Origin of the sequence: Brevibacillus fortis, assembly GCF_003013395.1 — a bacterium.
Classification (GTDB): Bacteria; Bacillota; Bacilli; order Brevibacillales; family Brevibacillaceae; genus Brevibacillus; species Brevibacillus fortis.
In genome coordinates this window covers 56,944-71,942 of sequence record NZ_PXZM01000029.1, presented here as the reverse complement: position 1 = coordinate 71,942, position 14,999 = coordinate 56,944, and the positions used below count along the sequence as shown (strand labels likewise).

At 47.9% G+C, this 14,999-nt stretch carries 13 protein-coding genes; 12 read left to right on the top strand and 1 reads right to left on the bottom strand.

The features are described from left to right. Positions 1-11: 11 nt before the first annotated feature. The 6 genes from C7R93_RS17725 to C7R93_RS17700 all read left to right on the top strand — a co-directional run bounded on the left by C7R93_RS17725 (position 12) and on the right by C7R93_RS17700 (position 6,652). Positions 12-1,550, top strand: a complete 1,539-nt coding sequence (locus C7R93_RS17725) for an acyl-CoA carboxylase subunit beta (protein WP_106840060.1) — start codon at positions 12-14, stop codon at positions 1,548-1,550. Positions 1,551-1,722: 172 nt separating this feature from the next. Next, positions 1,723-2,688 carry a ketopantoate reductase family protein gene (locus tag C7R93_RS17720; protein ID WP_106840059.1) on the top strand — a complete coding sequence of 322 codons (966 nt, stop codon included), beginning with the start codon at positions 1,723-1,725 and terminating at the stop codon, positions 2,686-2,688. After that, positions 2,685-3,083: a DUF3397 domain-containing protein gene (locus tag C7R93_RS17715; RefSeq protein ID WP_106840058.1), complete on the top strand. Its 399-nt coding sequence runs from the start codon at positions 2,685-2,687 to the stop codon at positions 3,081-3,083. Before C7R93_RS17720 ends, C7R93_RS17715 begins: the two co-directional genes overlap by 4 nt. A 52-nt stretch (positions 3,084-3,135) precedes the next feature. Continuing rightward, positions 3,136-3,693, top strand: a complete 558-nt coding sequence (locus C7R93_RS17710) for a helix-turn-helix domain-containing protein (protein ID WP_106840057.1) — start codon at positions 3,136-3,138, stop codon at positions 3,691-3,693. 123 nt (positions 3,694-3,816) lie between these two features. Further along, on the top strand, positions 3,817-5,439 hold the full coding sequence (bshC, locus tag C7R93_RS17705; RefSeq protein ID WP_106840056.1) for a bacillithiol biosynthesis cysteine-adding enzyme BshC: 1,623 nt from the start codon (positions 3,817-3,819) through the stop codon (positions 5,437-5,439). 160 nt (positions 5,440-5,599) lie between these two features. Further along, positions 5,600-6,652 carry an S-layer homology domain-containing protein gene (locus C7R93_RS17700; RefSeq protein WP_106840055.1) on the top strand — a complete coding sequence of 351 codons (1,053 nt, stop codon included), beginning with the start codon at positions 5,600-5,602 and terminating at the stop codon, positions 6,650-6,652. 38 nt (positions 6,653-6,690) lie between these two features. On the opposite strand, the gene C7R93_RS17695 is transcribed toward C7R93_RS17700, so the two are convergent. Further along, positions 6,691-7,956 (bottom strand): APC family permease, encoded by a 1,266-nt coding sequence (locus tag C7R93_RS17695; RefSeq protein WP_106840054.1) that lies wholly within the window; start codon positions 7,954-7,956, stop codon positions 6,691-6,693. Positions 7,957-8,066: 110 nt separating this feature from the next. On the opposite strand from C7R93_RS17695, the gene C7R93_RS17690 reads away from it, so the two are divergent. The 6 genes from C7R93_RS17690 to C7R93_RS17665 all read left to right on the top strand — a co-directional run bounded on the left by C7R93_RS17690 (position 8,067) and on the right by C7R93_RS17665 (position 14,925). Then, a complete protein-coding gene (locus tag C7R93_RS17690) occupies positions 8,067-8,996 on the top strand; it encodes a LysR family transcriptional regulator (protein ID WP_208637831.1) in 930 nt (309 codons plus the stop codon). An 83-nt stretch (positions 8,997-9,079) separates the two neighbouring features. Then, complete coding sequence (locus C7R93_RS17685; RefSeq protein WP_106840053.1) at positions 9,080-10,339, top strand: adenosylhomocysteinase; 1,260 nt, start codon at positions 9,080-9,082, stop codon at positions 10,337-10,339. 151 nt (positions 10,340-10,490) lie between these two features. Beyond that, entirely contained in the window at positions 10,491-10,922 is a 432-nt protein-coding gene (gene mraZ / locus C7R93_RS17680) for a division/cell wall cluster transcriptional repressor MraZ (RefSeq protein WP_007717680.1), read from the top strand. 17 nt (positions 10,923-10,939) lie between these two features. Continuing rightward, complete coding sequence (rsmH, locus tag C7R93_RS17675; RefSeq protein ID WP_106840052.1) at positions 10,940-11,884, top strand: 16S rRNA (cytosine(1402)-N(4))-methyltransferase RsmH; 945 nt, start codon at positions 10,940-10,942, stop codon at positions 11,882-11,884. Between the two features lie 33 nt (positions 11,885-11,917). Beyond that, the gene (gene ftsL2, locus C7R93_RS17670) at positions 11,918-12,331 is read left to right on the top strand and encodes a cell division protein FtsL (RefSeq protein ID WP_106840051.1); all 414 of its coding nucleotides are present in this window, start codon (positions 11,918-11,920) and stop codon (positions 12,329-12,331) included. A 140-nt stretch (positions 12,332-12,471) separates the two neighbouring features. Beyond that, positions 12,472-14,925, top strand: a complete 2,454-nt coding sequence (locus C7R93_RS17665) for a penicillin-binding protein (protein ID WP_106840212.1) — start codon at positions 12,472-12,474, stop codon at positions 14,923-14,925. Positions 14,926-14,999 lie beyond the last annotated feature (74 nt).

Sequence of the window (14,999 nt, the reverse complement as noted above, 5' to 3'; positions counted from 1 at the left end):
GGATTACGCTGATGACGAAACATTTGGAAGACACATTGCACGAAAAAATCGCCCAAGTAGTGCAAGGGGGCGATGCCAAGTATCATGACAAGCTCAAGGAGCAAAACAAGTTGTTTGTCCGCGATCGTCTCAAGCTATTGTTCGATGATGAGTTCATGGTCGAGGATGGGCTGTTCGCGAATGTGATGGCAGGTGATCTGCCGGCGGATGGAGTTGTGACCGCAATCGGCAAGGTAAATGGTCAAACTGTCTGCGTGATGGCCAATGATTCGACAGTGAAAGCGGGGTCTTGGGGATCGCGGACGGTCGAAAAGATTATTCGCATCCAGGAGACAGCAGAAAAAATGCGTGTTCCTCTTCTCTATCTGGTCGATTCGGCAGGAGCGCGTATCACTGACCAATTGGAAATGTTCCCAGGCCGCCGGGGTGCTGGGCGAATCTTTTACAACCAAGTGAAGCTCTCCGGCAAAATTCCACAAGTGTGCATTTTGTTTGGACCTTCTGCTGCTGGTGGCGCTTATATCCCAGCTTTTTGTGACATTGTCATCATGGTCGACAAAAACGCGAGCATGTACTTGGGCTCCCCGCGTATGGCGGAAATGGTGATTGGAGAAAAAGTAAGCTTGGAAGAGCTGGGCGGTGCACGCATGCATTGCTCCGTCAGCGGATGCGGCGACGTACTGGCCGCCAATGAAGAAGAGGCGATTCAAGCAGCGCGCAGCTATCTCCGTTTCTTCCCGGCGAACTATACGTTGACGCCGCCGACTGTACTGGCGAAAGCCCCAGTGCCTTCCGCGAAGGAAATCACGAGCATCGTGCCGGAGAACCAAAATGCAGCTTTCAATATGCATGATGTGATTACAGCATTGGTCGACGAGGATTCGTTCTTTGAAATCAAAAAGTTATTTGCCCAAGAGCTAATTACCGGATTGGCACGTCTGGATGGCAAGCCAGTCGGAATCATAGCCAACCAGCCGCGCGTGAAGGGCGGAGTCCTGTTTGTCGATTCGGCTGACAAGGCGGCCAGGTTCATCACGTTGTGCGATGCGTTTTCCATTCCGCTTTTGTTCTTGGCGGATGTTCCTGGCTTTATGATTGGGACGGCAGTAGAGCGCGCAGGAATTATCAGGCACGGGGCCAAAATGATCTCCGCAATGGCGGAAGCAACGGTTCCGAAAATATCGGTTATTGTACGCAAAGCGTATGGTGCCGGCTTGTATGCTATGGCCAGCTCTGCATTTGAACCAGATGCCTGCCTCGCACTACCTGGTGCCCAAATCGCTGTGATGGGACCAGAAGCTGCGGTCAATGCCGTCTACAGTAACAAAATTCAGGCGATTGAGGACCCGGCGGAGCGTCAAGAGTTTATTCAAGAAAAACGCAAAGAGTACCAGGAAGACATCGATCTGTACTTGCTGGCATCCAACTTGATCGTAGATGCCGTTGTGCCTCCAAGTGAACTGAGGCGAGAATTAATCCAGCGCTACGAGGTATACAAGGAAAAGCGTCTCGTTTTTTCGGACAGAAAGCATGCTGTTTATCCCGTATAAATCAGGGTTCAGGTTGTCGTCAAAAGGCGATAACCTGATTTTTTTTACAGAAAATGTGTAAGAACAAAGGAATATTTCGATAATTTCGATCTTTTTTTGTGTCAATCAATTGAACAATCCCGAAAACTCTGTTATTCTTGAAAAATAAGCAATGATTAATGTGGGTGAACAAATGCTGCTAGAACCAAAGACGTGTCAGGTGGTAGTCATAGGTGGAGGGTCTGTCGGGCTGCTGTATGCAGCAAGGCTCGCACTCGCTGGACAACCTGTTACGATTGTTACACGCAGTTCACTCCAGGCGAATCAGCTAAATGAACGCGGGCTCAGCTTTCAAAGGCTTGATGGCGAAACAGTCACTGTTCCCATCGTTGCTCGTCCCATTGAAGAAGGATTGCCTGAAGGGAATCTGTATTTGTTAACTGTAAAGCAGCCAGATTTGCACAGCGTACTTCCAGCCTTACAAGGGTTAAATCATGAGGCAAGAGTGATCGCTTTGCAAAATGGTATGGGTCATTACGAGTTGCTTCGAACCGTTTTAACGGAGATGCAGTGCTTCTTTGCGATTAATACGGAAGGGGCAAGGAGATTGTCGGCTACAGAAGTCGTGCATACCGGTACTGGTACTTTGCGCGTAGGTTCTTGGGAGACTTCTGATCGCAATGATCCACTGATTCGCACATTTGTCGAGTGGGCGTTATCAACAGGCATGGAGGCTGTCTACGAAAAGGCGATACAGCCCTTCGCTTGGCGAAAGCTCATCGCAAATGCGTTGATCAATCCGTTAACCGCGCTTTTTGAAATCCCGAATGGGGCTCTCCTCGAAAATTCACATACGCAACATCTCATGCGTGCTTTATTTGTGGAAGCAGCTGCAGTGGCTGCGTATGCCGGACAAAAAATCGAGGATGCAGACTTGCAGGAAATTGTCTCCATTTGCCGAAATACTTCCCGTAATCTTTCTTCCATGCTGCAGGATATAAAGAAGCGCAGACCGACGGAAGTGCAGTCTATCAACGGCTATCTCGTCCAAGTAGGAAAAAAGGCCGGAATTCCGACTCCGCTGCACGAAACCTTGCTTCGCGTTATCCTTCTTAAGTCAGACATGGGAATACGGAAGGAGGGAGGCGACAGTAGATGACCATTTTGGCGGATGTCTGGGCCTATTTGTGGGGTACGCTGACGGTTGTGCCGTTTCTCGGATTTCCGCTCGTTTATTTCATCGTGTATGTGACGACGCGGAACAAGAAATTGGCAGGCCGCTTCGCGATAAATATCACGAATCTTTTGGTGATTCGCTCTGCCGTTTCCGCTTACGAATTGATTTGGCCCGAGGCTTTTTCCGCTTGGTGGTGGGTATTCTGCTTTTACCTGGTGGTAACTTTGCTCCTTGGGTGGATACAGATGAAGTGGAAGGGGCGGCTCTCCCTCAAAAAGGTAGGATTTTCAGCCTGGCGTTTGTCGTTTCTCTGGTTTGGAATTGTCTACATAGTGCTGTTTACGACCGGTATTATCAAAACGATGGGTGTCGTGTAAAGCACTGTTGATACATATCGTATTTATTCCGATAAGAAAGAAGGTTGGAACTATGCGACTTCCCATCGAGACCATCGGTCATAAGATTCGAATGATTCGGAAAGAACGCGGCTTTACCTTGGAAATTATGGCAGGCAAGACAGGGTTAAGCAAAGGTTTGCTGAGCCAAGTAGAGCGTGGAATTTCGCAGCCGTCACTGGATTCGCTGTGGAAAATCACCAAAGCTCTGGAGTCACCTATCATTCATTTTTTCGAAGATATTGATCAAAAGCAAGTGCATGTGACTCGCTTGCAAAAACGCAGACAACTGGTCTTTCCTGAATCGACGGGCACTTATTCGCTGCTCTCGATGGGAGGTAGTGCCAAGCTGGGGATGCTGGAAGTGCGACTGATGCCTGGAGAAATGGCTGTCGACAAGTTCGTGCAGTCAGAGGGAGAAGAATGTTTCACGGTCATTTCCGGTAGTGTGACAGCGCGCTTCAACGATGAAGAGCACGTATTGGAAGCAGGAGACAGTATCTCATTTGATAGCAGCAAAACACACTCAATCGAAAATACGGGAGAAACGGAAGCCTTGTTGATCTGGTCCGTCACCCCTCCACAATTTTAATGCAAGCGCAATCGAGCCTGTATTACACTTTGACAACCCATTAAAGTGGGTTGTCTTGTTTTTTGTGGCTGTGGAGCATGGTATAATTTTGGTTGACCATGGTCCTAAGAAAGGTGAGCTAGCATGAATGTTGAATGTCTCGCGCTTCCATTGGCGAATACGCTGGCACAGGAGTACCAGCAGCAAAATGCCTCTGCAATGCAGTTTTTTGCACATAATCCCTACCGTGAACAGTCCTACCGAGAACGTGTGGAATGGCTTCAAAGTCAATCCTATCCTCACCGGAACCAGCTCGTGGAAGGTTTATATCGTTTTAATAAAGAGATGGGTACTCACCCTGAAGCACTGAAAAATATCGAGTTGCTCAAACAGCCAGACACATATGTGGTCATCGGCGGTCAGCAAGCAGGAGTTCTGGGTGGACCACTCTATACAATCAACAAAGCTGTTCATCTGATCCAGGCAGCGAAGAGGCTGTCTGCAGAGCTTCAGGCGAACGTCATTCCGGTGTTCTGGATTGCTGGCGAGGACCATGACATCGATGAGATCGATCATGTGTTCTGGGGAGCGAATGATGGGAAGCGCCTGCATAAAGAGCGAATGGCTTTGAACAAAAAGGGACGTCAATCGGCAAGTACGCTACCCTTGGACCCTGAACTGTGTACGCAGTTCCTGGAAAAGTTTTTCCAGGGGCAAGCAGAGACTGCCGAAACCAAACAGATTCGTGAGTTGCTGACGAAGACTGCAGCAGATTCGCATACAGTCGCAGAGTGGTTTGCCCGCTTGATGGCAAAACTGTTTGGCAAGCACGGTCTTGTCTTGGTTGAATCCTCGTTGCCGTTTGTTCGTGAGCTGCAGCAACCCATTTTTTCACAGATCATTGAAAACAATGAGCAATTGGCAAAGGTGTTGCTACGGGCAGCGGATCGGATCTCTACGGCTGGTTATCCGCTTCAATTGCAAGTGGAAGAGCATCAAGCCAATCTGTTCATCTATGAGGGCGATAATCGATTGCTGTTAGAACGTCACGGAGAGCGCTTTATCAATCGGAGACGTTCTTACACCCGCGATGAATTGCTCAAGCAGGTTGCAGATTCACCAGAGCGTTTTAGCACAAATGTCGTTACCCGCGGGTTGATGCAGGAGCATCTGTTTCCTACGCTTGCCTTCATTGGAGGTCCGGGCGAGATTGCTTATTGGGCGTATTATCGGGAGGTATTCGAGCTATTTGGGATGCAGATGCCGATCGTATTGCCTCGTTTGTCCATTACCCTTGTGGAAGGTGCTCAACTGAGACTGCTGGATAGCTTGGGGCTTTCTGTTGAACAAGTCTTGACTGATTTCGCCGCATGGAAAACCGAGTGGTCCAAAAAGCAGGCGCCACATCCGTTGGAGCAGCAATTCGCATCAGCACGGGAGTCGATCATGTCGATCTATCGTCCACTGGTAGAGGAGGTCGTTTCTCTGGATGGCGGATTGCGTGGTCTGGCTGAGAAAAATAGCAAGCTACTGTTAGAGCAAGTGTCCTTTTTGGAAGAGCGTCTGATTCGTTCGCTTCAGCAAAAAGATGACGTGGAGCATGTGCGTGTCCAACGAATTGAGACAGCTTTATTGCCTGAGGGTGGGCTGCAAGAAAGAAAGCATTCGTTTTTCCCGTTTGCGAATAAATATGGTCTTGGCTTGCTTGACCGATTAGTAGATGCGCCATTCGCGCATGATGGTACTCATCAACTTTATTACCTGTAATATGCAGCGCAAAATAGTCGGATCGTCCTAAAAGTGGACCCGACTATTTTTTTGTTGTTTACGTAGATGGAAAAGATTTCTTCAAATTATGCTGAAACTTTTCCGACAAATTCTGCGTATTAGTAGTAATGGATTGTTTTTGGGAAAGGTGGTACTCGGGATGCAGATTACATTACAACAAATCGGGAAAAAAGCCACTCTACTAGTTGTAAGCTTGTCGGTTTTATTGACGGGCATTGCAACTGCAGGATTGAAAAAGGCCGACGCACGGGAAGAATACGTGGCCAATTCACCTGCATTTATCGACACAAATGGACATTGGGCAGCAAAAGAAATTGGGATTGCTACCCAAAAAGGATTAATCAAGGGCTTCCCCGACGGAACCTTTAAACCAGAGCAAACAGTGACACAAGAACAGTTTTTATCCCTGATTGAACGCGTCATTCCTTCCTTCACAGGTCATGAGCCTGACAGCTATATCAAAGAGACCTACTTGAAGGCTGCTGTGGGACGTTGGTCGGAAAAAACTTATCACCATTTGGCTTCAGCGGGTATTATGCCATCCGGAAAACCGACGGATAGCATGACGCGGTTGGATGCGGCAAGAACCTTGTTGGCGGCCATCGGGCACCAATCAGAAGGTGAAAAATACCGAGGAACGACAGCAAAATTTTTCACGGATATCTCTGTGGAAAATGAAAATCAGGTGATGACGGTCTACCCTGCCTATAAAATGGGGGTATTGGCTGGATTCCCAGATGGAAGCTTTCGTCCTGAGGACAAAATCAATAGAGCTCAAGCAGTCGTCCTCTTAAACCGACTGGAATCAAAAATCGCAGAGCTGTACCCTGGCAATGTAACAGAGAGCGAGAAAAAGGCAATGACACAAGCTGTCTCGTCATTTGTAGGTGACGTGATGGATAAGCAAAAGATTCGTCGCTTTGATGACTTGGTCGCGTATGCAAAGAAAAACAATCTGCCTGTCAGTGAATCGTTTTTACGCGAGCATTTTTCATTTATGCAGTATGAAGTGTACGATTATGTCCGGTTCCCACAGTTTAATGAATTGATGTACTTTGCAAAAATCGGAATGAATAAATACAGAATGACGGTTCAATATTACGCAGGAGATTTGGGTGGAAGCGTCGATCGCACGTTTTACCTTTCCTCAAGCGATGGCAAAACGTTTAGATTGATTGGAAAAGATGAATAAGAAAAAAGGCTGGGACATGAACCCAGCCTTTTTGTATGTCAGGCATGATGACGTTTTTGCCAGATAAAAAGAACAAGTGCAATCACGAGGGGATAGAGAGCGGACCATCCCAAAAAAGGATAAAGTCCTACTGTACATACGAGAGAAGTCCAGGAAGCGAATCGGCCTACGCGACTATGACGCAAGAGCCGGACCCCAGCGAGACACCCGCCGATGTACGTCGCAAAAAAGGTTGCATTGGGAAGCTCGATGAGTCTGGACAAGTCGATCACGTTGAAATACAGTACGCCCAGAACGACGACAAAACAAAGAGAGAGAAACAGAAGGCCGCCGGTGGGTGTTCGGTACTTGGCATGGAGGGTGGCAAACCAGCGAGGAGCGATCTTTTCTTGCGCCAACGAATAGGCGATGCGTGAAGCAGCTCCGATGTAAGCGTTGGCTGTTGCGATACAAATGAACAAGGCAGTTACGGCTACAATCCATCCGCCGATTGGCCCCAGAGAGAGTTGAACCATGACACTGAGCGAGGCAGCGGAGATGCCGATCCCGTAGCTATGCGTAGCCACAGTCATAAAGGCAACGGCAAAATACAAGAGAGCGACGATTCCCGCACTCCACAAAACACCGCGAATCGCGTTTTTCGTAGGATCGACGAATTCCTCTGAGAGATGCGTCACAGCTTCCCACCCAATAAAGCACCAGAACATCAGACCTGCTGCTTGCACGACACTCAACCAACCGTTTGGCATAAAAGGGGTAAAGTGATTGACAGATGCATGCGGAAGGCTTGCGACAACGGCCAAAATCAAAATCGTGATAATCAGCGAGACAACAATCGTTTGGACACGTGCAGCTACATGCAAGCCTACAATATTCATCACAAGGACAGCGAGAAGAAGCAGAGCAGCCGCCGCATAAACTTGTGACTCACTCCAGTTCAGCAGGATCGCAATGTAGTTGGCCCCTGTCACACTCAGAATAGGTGCGCCAATCGGGACAGACAAGAGAAAGAACCAGCCTACCATGTTTCCGAATCGATCTCCGTACGCTGTCCGTACAAATGTAGAGACTCCACCTGAGCTCGGATAACGAGCAGATAATAGTCCCATCGTAATGGCCATGGGCAGGACGAGAATCGACATGACGAGCCAAGCTAAAATGGAAGCAGGACCAGCCTTTTCGGCTGCGAGTCCAGGGATGAGCAGCACTCCGGAACCGATCACCGCCCCGATGTATAAGGCGACGATCTGTGGAAGTCGCAGTGTTTTGGTTAGGCCAGGGGCTTGCCTGGATAATTTTCCCATAGGTAGATCCCTCACTTTTTTACTTACCTTGTCGTTGGTAACTGAAGTGTAGCATAGACTTAATTATCGGAGTTATCTATAATATTAGATAATTGAAATCGATTTTTTCGATGAAAAGAGGGAGAAATCTGGATACTCGTTATTTGCAAACATTCCGAGAAGTAGCAAAGTGCCAGAGCTTTACGCGTGCAGCAGAAATTTTAGGCTACGCGCAATCCAGTGTGACAACCCAAATTCAAAATCTGGAATCGGAGTTCGGTGTCAGCCTATTTGAGCGTTGGGGCAAAAAAATCAGGCTAACCCACGCAGGTGAAGTGCTTCTCGGCTACAGCGAGCAGCTGCAAGCTGTATTAGATGAAGCGAAAGCCAATCTGTCAGAACAAGCACATCTTGCAGGAACACTGAGTATCGGAACAGTGGAGTCACTGGCAGCCTTTTACTTACCACCCTATTTGCAAAAATTTCGCTTGGAGCAGCCGCGTATGCGGATCATGCTTGCACCGGGCATTTGCCAAGACTTGAGACAGGGGGTAAAGGAAGGGAAGTTCGACTTCGCCTTTGTGCTCGATTGGCTCCAAGATCAAACTGAGCTGACAAATGTCGTTTTAGGTGAGGAAAAACTAGTTGTTGTTGCAGCGCCTACCCATTCGCTTGTGAAAAAAGAGAAGGTAGAAACTCACGATTTTACCGGGGAAACCTGGATTTTTACGGAAAAGGGATGCAGTTACCGAGGGATGATGGAATCGGTGTTGCGTGAAGCAGGAGCCACCGTGGAATCTTCTTTTGAATTTGGTAGTCTGGAAGCGATAAAACAATGTGTAGCCTATGATTTAGGAATTGCGTTACTTCCGAAAATTGTCGTACAAGAAGAAGTGAAAAATGGTACACTAGTTATACTCCCGTTTTCCCATCCGGATATCCGTGTTTTCCGACAGCTGGTCTACCATAAAAAGAAATGGATGCCACAGGCTTTGTTACGCTTTTTGGAGCTACTTATGGTAGAAACCGCAGAGCGTAAATTGCCGTTAATAGGAAAATAATTGGAAAAACTGATGATGGTTGAACTTGCGTATGATATGATAGACAAGGTTGCTTTATGAGACAAAAGGAGGTCCATCCGTACATGAACACAGTATCTGAAAGCATCGTAAAAGATATGGCATTGGCGCACAACGGCCATCTGAAGATTGATTGGGTAAGAGAACACATGCCTGTCCTGAACCGCATTCGTGATCGCTTTGAAAAAGAGAAGCCGTTTGCAGGACTGAAAGTTGCGATCTCCTTGCACTTGGAAGCGAAAACAGCTTATCTGGCAAAAGTAGTTCAAGCTGGTGGCGCTGAAGTAACCATTACTGGTTCCAACCCGCTGTCCACGCAAGATGACATTTGCGCAGCATTGGTGGAAGACGGCATTCGCGTATTTGCGAAATACAATCCAGATCCTGCTGAGTACAAAGAGCACCTGATCAAAACACTGGAAACTCGTCCTGATCTGATCATTGATGATGGTGGCGACCTGATCACCATTTTGCACAGCGAGCGCCGTGATCTGCTGTCTCAAGTACGTGGTGGTGCAGAAGAAACCACAACAGGTATTCTGCGTCTGAAAGCGCTGGAAAAAGAAGGCAAGCTTGAATTCCCAATGGTTGCCGTAAACGATGCATTCTGCAAATACTTGTTTGACAACCGCTATGGTACAGGTCAATCCGTATGGGATGGTATCAACCGTACAACGAACCTCGTGGTTGCGGGTAAAACTGTTGTCGTAGCTGGTTATGGCTGGTGCGGTAAAGGTGTAGCGATGCGCGCAAAAGGTTTGGGCGCAAAAGTAATCGTAACCGAAATCGACCCAATCAAAGCGGTAGAAGCTTACATGGATGGATTTGAAGTAATGCCAATGCTCGAAGCTGCGAAGCACGGTGACTACTTCGTAACGGTAACGGGTAACCGCGACATCATCAGCAAAGAGCATTTTGCTGTGATGAAAGATGGCGCAATCTTGTCCAATGCGGGTCACTTCGATGTCGAAGTAAACAAGGTCGATTTGAATGCAATGTCGACATCCTCCCGTATTGTGCGTAAAGATATTGAAGAATTTGTCTTGGCTGATGGTCGAAAAGTGTATCTGCTCGCAGAAGGCCGCCTTGTGAACCTGGCTGCTGGCGACGGACATCCGGCTGAAATCATGGATATGACCTTTGCACTGCAAGCGGTATCCTTGGCTTATGTCAATGAACAGTACAAAAACATTGGCAAAAAAGTGCTGAACGTACCATTCGAGTTGGATCAAATGGTAGCTCAGTACAAATTGGAAGCCCTGAACATCGGAATCGACAAATTGACAAATGAGCAAAAATCCTACCTGGAAAGCTGGGTCGAATAGTCCCTCGAATCCCGTCTTTTCCCGGCAAAAAAAAATACGAAAAAATCCTGCATACAAACGCAGGATTTTTTTTTATAATAACAAATAGGTACCAGGTGGGGAAAAGTGGGGGAAAGTGGAGCTAACCGACAGGAAAGTGGGGGACTAGGGCGTGTTCATGGGGGAATATCAGCACAGCATCGACGAAAAAGGCCGCCTGACGATCCCAGCCAAATTCCGTGAAGGGCTTGGCACTTCCTTTGTGATTACCCGAGGACTGGACCAATGTTTGTTTGCTTATCCGCAAGATGAGTGGAAGCAATTAGAGGAAAGACTCAAGTCTCTCCCATTTACAAAAGCAGATGCTCGAGCATTTACACGATTTTTCTTTTCAGGTGCCACCGAATGCGAGTGGGACAAGCAGGGAAGGGTAAACATACCACCCAACTTACGTGAACATGCAGGCATGCAAAAAGAATGTGTGATCATCGGGGTGTCAAACCGTGTAGAGGTATGGAGCAAGGAACGCTGGGAAGATTATTTTGCTCAGTCAGAAGGCTCTTTTGGAGAAATTGCCGAAAAACTGGTTGATTTTAATTTGTAGCAGCGAGAAGAACAGGAGTGACGACATTGTCGTTTCATCACGTAACGGTTTTGATGGAAGAGGCTGTCGCAGGGCTAAATATTCGTCCTGGAGGCATTTATGTAGATTGTACACTCGGTGGAGCTGGGCATAGCAGTCTGATTGCTTCCAAGCTAACTGAGGGTGGTCGACTTATCGCCATTGATCAGGATGACTGGGCGCTGGACAATGCCCGCGAAAGACTCGCTTCCTATATGGATAGAGTTACGCTGGTAAAGAGTAACTTTCGCCATATCAAAGACATTGTGAGTGATTTAGGTTTGACTGGCGTAGACGGGATTTTGTTTGACCTTGGGGTATCCTCTCCACAGTTGGATGAGGGAGAGCGTGGCTTCAGCTACAATGCTGATGCGCCTCTGGATATGAGAATGGACCAACAGGCGCCGTTGTCAGCCTATGACATTATCAATGAGTGGGAAGAAGAAGAGATTGCCAAGATCATTTGGCTGTACGGAGAAGAGAAATTTTCCCGGCGAATTGCCCGGCAAATCGTTCAACAACGCAAGAAGCAGCCGATCCAAACAACAGGCGAGCTGGTTGAATTGATTAAGGAAGGAATTCCTGCCGCTGCGCGCCGTACCGGACCCCATCCGGCGAAGCGTACATTTCAGGCGATTCGGATCGCAGTCAATGATGAGCTGGATGCATTCAAAGAAGCTGTCGTCGATGCTATTACTGTTTTGAATCCAGAAGGTCGGGTAAGCGTCATCACGTTTCATTCACTAGAGGACAGAATCTGCAAACAAATTTATCAAGACTTTGCAAAAGGGTGCACATGCCCGCCAGCTTTTCCAATTTGCACATGCGGAAATAAAGCTGTGGTAAAAGTGATTACAAAGAAGCCGATTTTGCCATCAGAAGAAGAATTGGAAGCAAACAATCGTGCACGATCAGCTAAACTACGGGTAGCGGAGAAGCTGTAGACCGGAAGCGACGAGAAAGGGGAGGGAGAAGCGATGAGTTATTACTACCGAGGAAATCTAGCTATGGAGTTGGAACAACAATCCCGCTCTGTAACGAAAACAACAAAGCGTACGGTTCGAATCAAGCCAACGATTCCGACCGGAGAAAAATTGCTGTATCTCTTATTTATCTCGTTAACCGTCGTCGGCTTGGGTCTAGTGGGTGTCCGCTACTCGCAAATTTCCCAGTTGAATTACGAAATCCAAAGTACCAAACATGAAAATCGTATAACGACAGAAAAAAATGCAACGCTGAAATTGCAGATTGAGCAAATGACCAACCGGGATCGCCTGCAAAAAGAAGCAGAGAAGCAGGGGATGGTATACAATCCGGGAGCAGTACATACGATTGGGAAACCAGAAGTACAGGCGAGTTCTCTACCACAATCACAGCCAAAACAACCTTAAATGTTACTGCTCTCATGTGCGGTAACATTTTTTCTTAGCTGGGCCCGAGACTGCTCCTGACTCGGCTAGGTTGCGCTCGTCTCCCCCATCAGCCTTTCTTGGGAGGCGGGCGATCTTTGATGCGACGGAGTTGAATGGAGATGGAATGGAAACGAAAAGTAAATTGGCGTATTCTCGTGGTAGCCTTATGCCTGATCTTGATCTTTTCGACGCTGAGCTTTCGAATTTATTGGATCCAAACTGCAGAGGCTGCCAGAATCATGGAAACGGCACAAAAGCAGTGGGACAGGGAGCATGTTTTGAAGCCGAAGCGTGGAGCGATCTATGATCGAAACGGCGAGATTTTAGCGTATGACGGTAAGGCATACACGGTAAACGCAAAACTGAAGCCGCGCGATGAGAGAGACGAAGATGTGGTGAAAGATCCTTACTACACAGCGAATATGCTGGCTCCTATTTTGAATGCGCCTGTTCCAGAATTGGTGAAGAATTTGACCAAGCCGAACAAAGTCGTGGAATTGGGGCGTTACGGGCAAAAGATCAGTGAAGAGCAGAGGAATCGAATCCTCGCCTTGCAATATCCGAAGCTTCCTAGTGGAGAGCAAGTCAAAAAGAACCAGCTCCCAGGCATCTACTTGACTGAAACGACTCGCCGAATTTATCCGAATAACGCCTTCGCTTCCCATGTGATCGGCTATCTTGATTTGTATGATGAACCGAAAATGGGGATCGAGCTGCAATTGAATAAAGAATTGGCTGGCGAAAAGGGACATATTGCCTACCAGAGGGATCGTGCTGGCTACCAGCTTCCAGACGGAGAAGGGGAGTACATTCCTGCAAAAGACGGCTTAGATGTATATCTCACCATTGATCGGCAAATCCAGAATTATGTAGAACAAGCGCTTGATAAGGTGGAACAGCAGTACAAGCCGCAGGGCATGACGGTCATTGTAGCCGACCCGCAAAGCGGTGAGGTTCTGGCCATGGGCAATCGCTCGCAGTTCAATCCGAATACGTACTACAACGGGATTGAAAATTACAATAACCATGCTGTCACTACGATGTTTGAGCCGGGCTCTACCTTTAAGATTATTACGCTGGCGGCAGCGATTGAAGAAAAGATGTTTAGTCCGACTGAAACCTATCAATCAGGTGCTTATACCATCAAGGGGCAGATTCCGATCCGCGACCACAACAATGGTGCCGGTTGGGGAACCATCACCTTTTTGGAAGGGGTTCAGCGATCCAGTAACGTATTGTTCGCGAAGTTGGGTTATGAACGGTTGAAGCTGGAAGGTCTAAAGAAATACTTCAAAAAATTCGGGATGGGTGAAGTAACCGGAATTGAGCTTCCCTACGAGAAAAAAGGAAGTCTGATCAACCTGGAAAAACCTCGATCACCGCGTGACTGGGCTGCAACAACGTATGGACAAGCAGCGACGGTCACGGCGATCCAGCAGGTTGCCGCTGTAGGGGCGATCGCGAATGGAGGAGAGCTCCTTAAACCACATATTTTAAAAGAAATGCGCGATCCTCACACGGAAGCAGTCGTCAATCGCACGCAACGTGAGGTTGTGGAGCGGGTTGTAAGTGAAGCGACTGCGAAACAGACACGAGACATTTTGGGTAAGGTTGTCTCAGAGAAACCCGGGACGGGTTTACAATATCAGATCGAAGGGTACCAAGTAGCAGGAAAGACGGGAACTGCACAAAAATATGATCCCAACACAGGGAAAATTATGGATGGCCGTTACGTTGTTTCCTTCATCGGTTTTGCGCCAAAAGATAATCCAAAGCTGTTGGTTTATGTCGTCATTGATGATCCGCAAACAGATGCATGGTATGCATTGTGGGGGAAAATGATGCTCGCTCCAATGTTTACATCCATTATGGAACGCAGCCTGCAATATTTGCAGCAGCAGCCTGATTTGTCGGTAGTCAAGAATACACAGATTGGAAAGGCGACGCCGAAGAAAGAAGCCCAGGCAGCACTGGCATCCTCATCTGCTACACCGAAGACATTGCCCAAGTTTGAAGCGATGTCTACGACAGCCGCGCAATTGCGGGCGAAGCAGGACGGTTTGACGGTTACGGTAGCTGGGACAGGCACGAAAATCGTCAAACAGTACCCGGAAGCCTATGATCAGGTTATTCCGGGTGAACAGATCATCCTTGTAACGGACAGGGTCAAAGGAACAAAAATGCCTGACTTCAAAGGAAAATCATTGCGGGACGTCATGGAGTTCAGCTCCTTGATCAATCTCGAAATGAAATCGACTGGAACTGGCTTCGTCACGCAACAAAGTATTCCTCCGGGAACGGTGCTCCAGGGTACAGAGCTGCTTCAGGTGACGCTACAATCCGTATCGGAACCACCTGTGCCGGCACCACCACCACCAGGTCAGGAGGGCGGTATAGTGCCTGCTACAACGAACGCAAACAATGTGACGCCGAATACTACCACAAATCCAACAGGTGGAAATAATCCGGCTCCGCCATCTTCCGGTCAGCAAACTGGGCAAGGTGGAGCAGCACAGCCGCCAGCATCTGGACAGGCACCTCCTGCTGACAAACCAACGGATCAAACAACGTAAACACCAACAACTCCATAGTTCTAACTAGTCCCCCCTGCGAATAAGGTTAAGAAGAGACAACCTATTTGAGGGGG

Bases quoted from the DNA above. Each gene is read 5' to 3' on its own strand.
- ftsL2 (WP_106840051.1), top strand. From the start codon at position 11,918: ATGAGTTATTACTACCGAGGAAATCTAGCTATGGAGTTGGAACAACAA.
- C7R93_RS17665 (WP_106840212.1), top strand. From the start codon at position 12,472: ATGGAATGGAAACGAAAAGTAAATTGGCGTATTCTCGTGGTAGCCTTA.
- C7R93_RS17695 (WP_106840054.1), bottom strand. From the start codon at position 7,956: ATGGGAAAATTATCCAGGCAAGCCCCTGGCCTAACCAAAACACTGCGA.
- C7R93_RS17720 (WP_106840059.1), top strand. From the start codon at position 1,723: ATGCTGCTAGAACCAAAGACGTGTCAGGTGGTAGTCATAGGTGGAGGG.
- bshC (WP_106840056.1), top strand. From the start codon at position 3,817: ATGAATGTTGAATGTCTCGCGCTTCCATTGGCGAATACGCTGGCACAG.
- C7R93_RS17715 (WP_106840058.1), top strand. From the start codon at position 2,685: ATGACCATTTTGGCGGATGTCTGGGCCTATTTGTGGGGTACGCTGACG.
- C7R93_RS17725 (WP_106840060.1), top strand. From the start codon at position 12: ATGACGAAACATTTGGAAGACACATTGCACGAAAAAATCGCCCAAGTA.
- C7R93_RS17690 (WP_208637831.1), top strand. From the start codon at position 8,067: ATGAAAAGAGGGAGAAATCTGGATACTCGTTATTTGCAAACATTCCGA.
- C7R93_RS17700 (WP_106840055.1), top strand. From the start codon at position 5,600: ATGCAGATTACATTACAACAAATCGGGAAAAAAGCCACTCTACTAGTT.
- C7R93_RS17710 (WP_106840057.1), top strand. From the start codon at position 3,136: ATGCGACTTCCCATCGAGACCATCGGTCATAAGATTCGAATGATTCGG.
- C7R93_RS17685 (WP_106840053.1), top strand. From the start codon at position 9,080: ATGAACACAGTATCTGAAAGCATCGTAAAAGATATGGCATTGGCGCAC.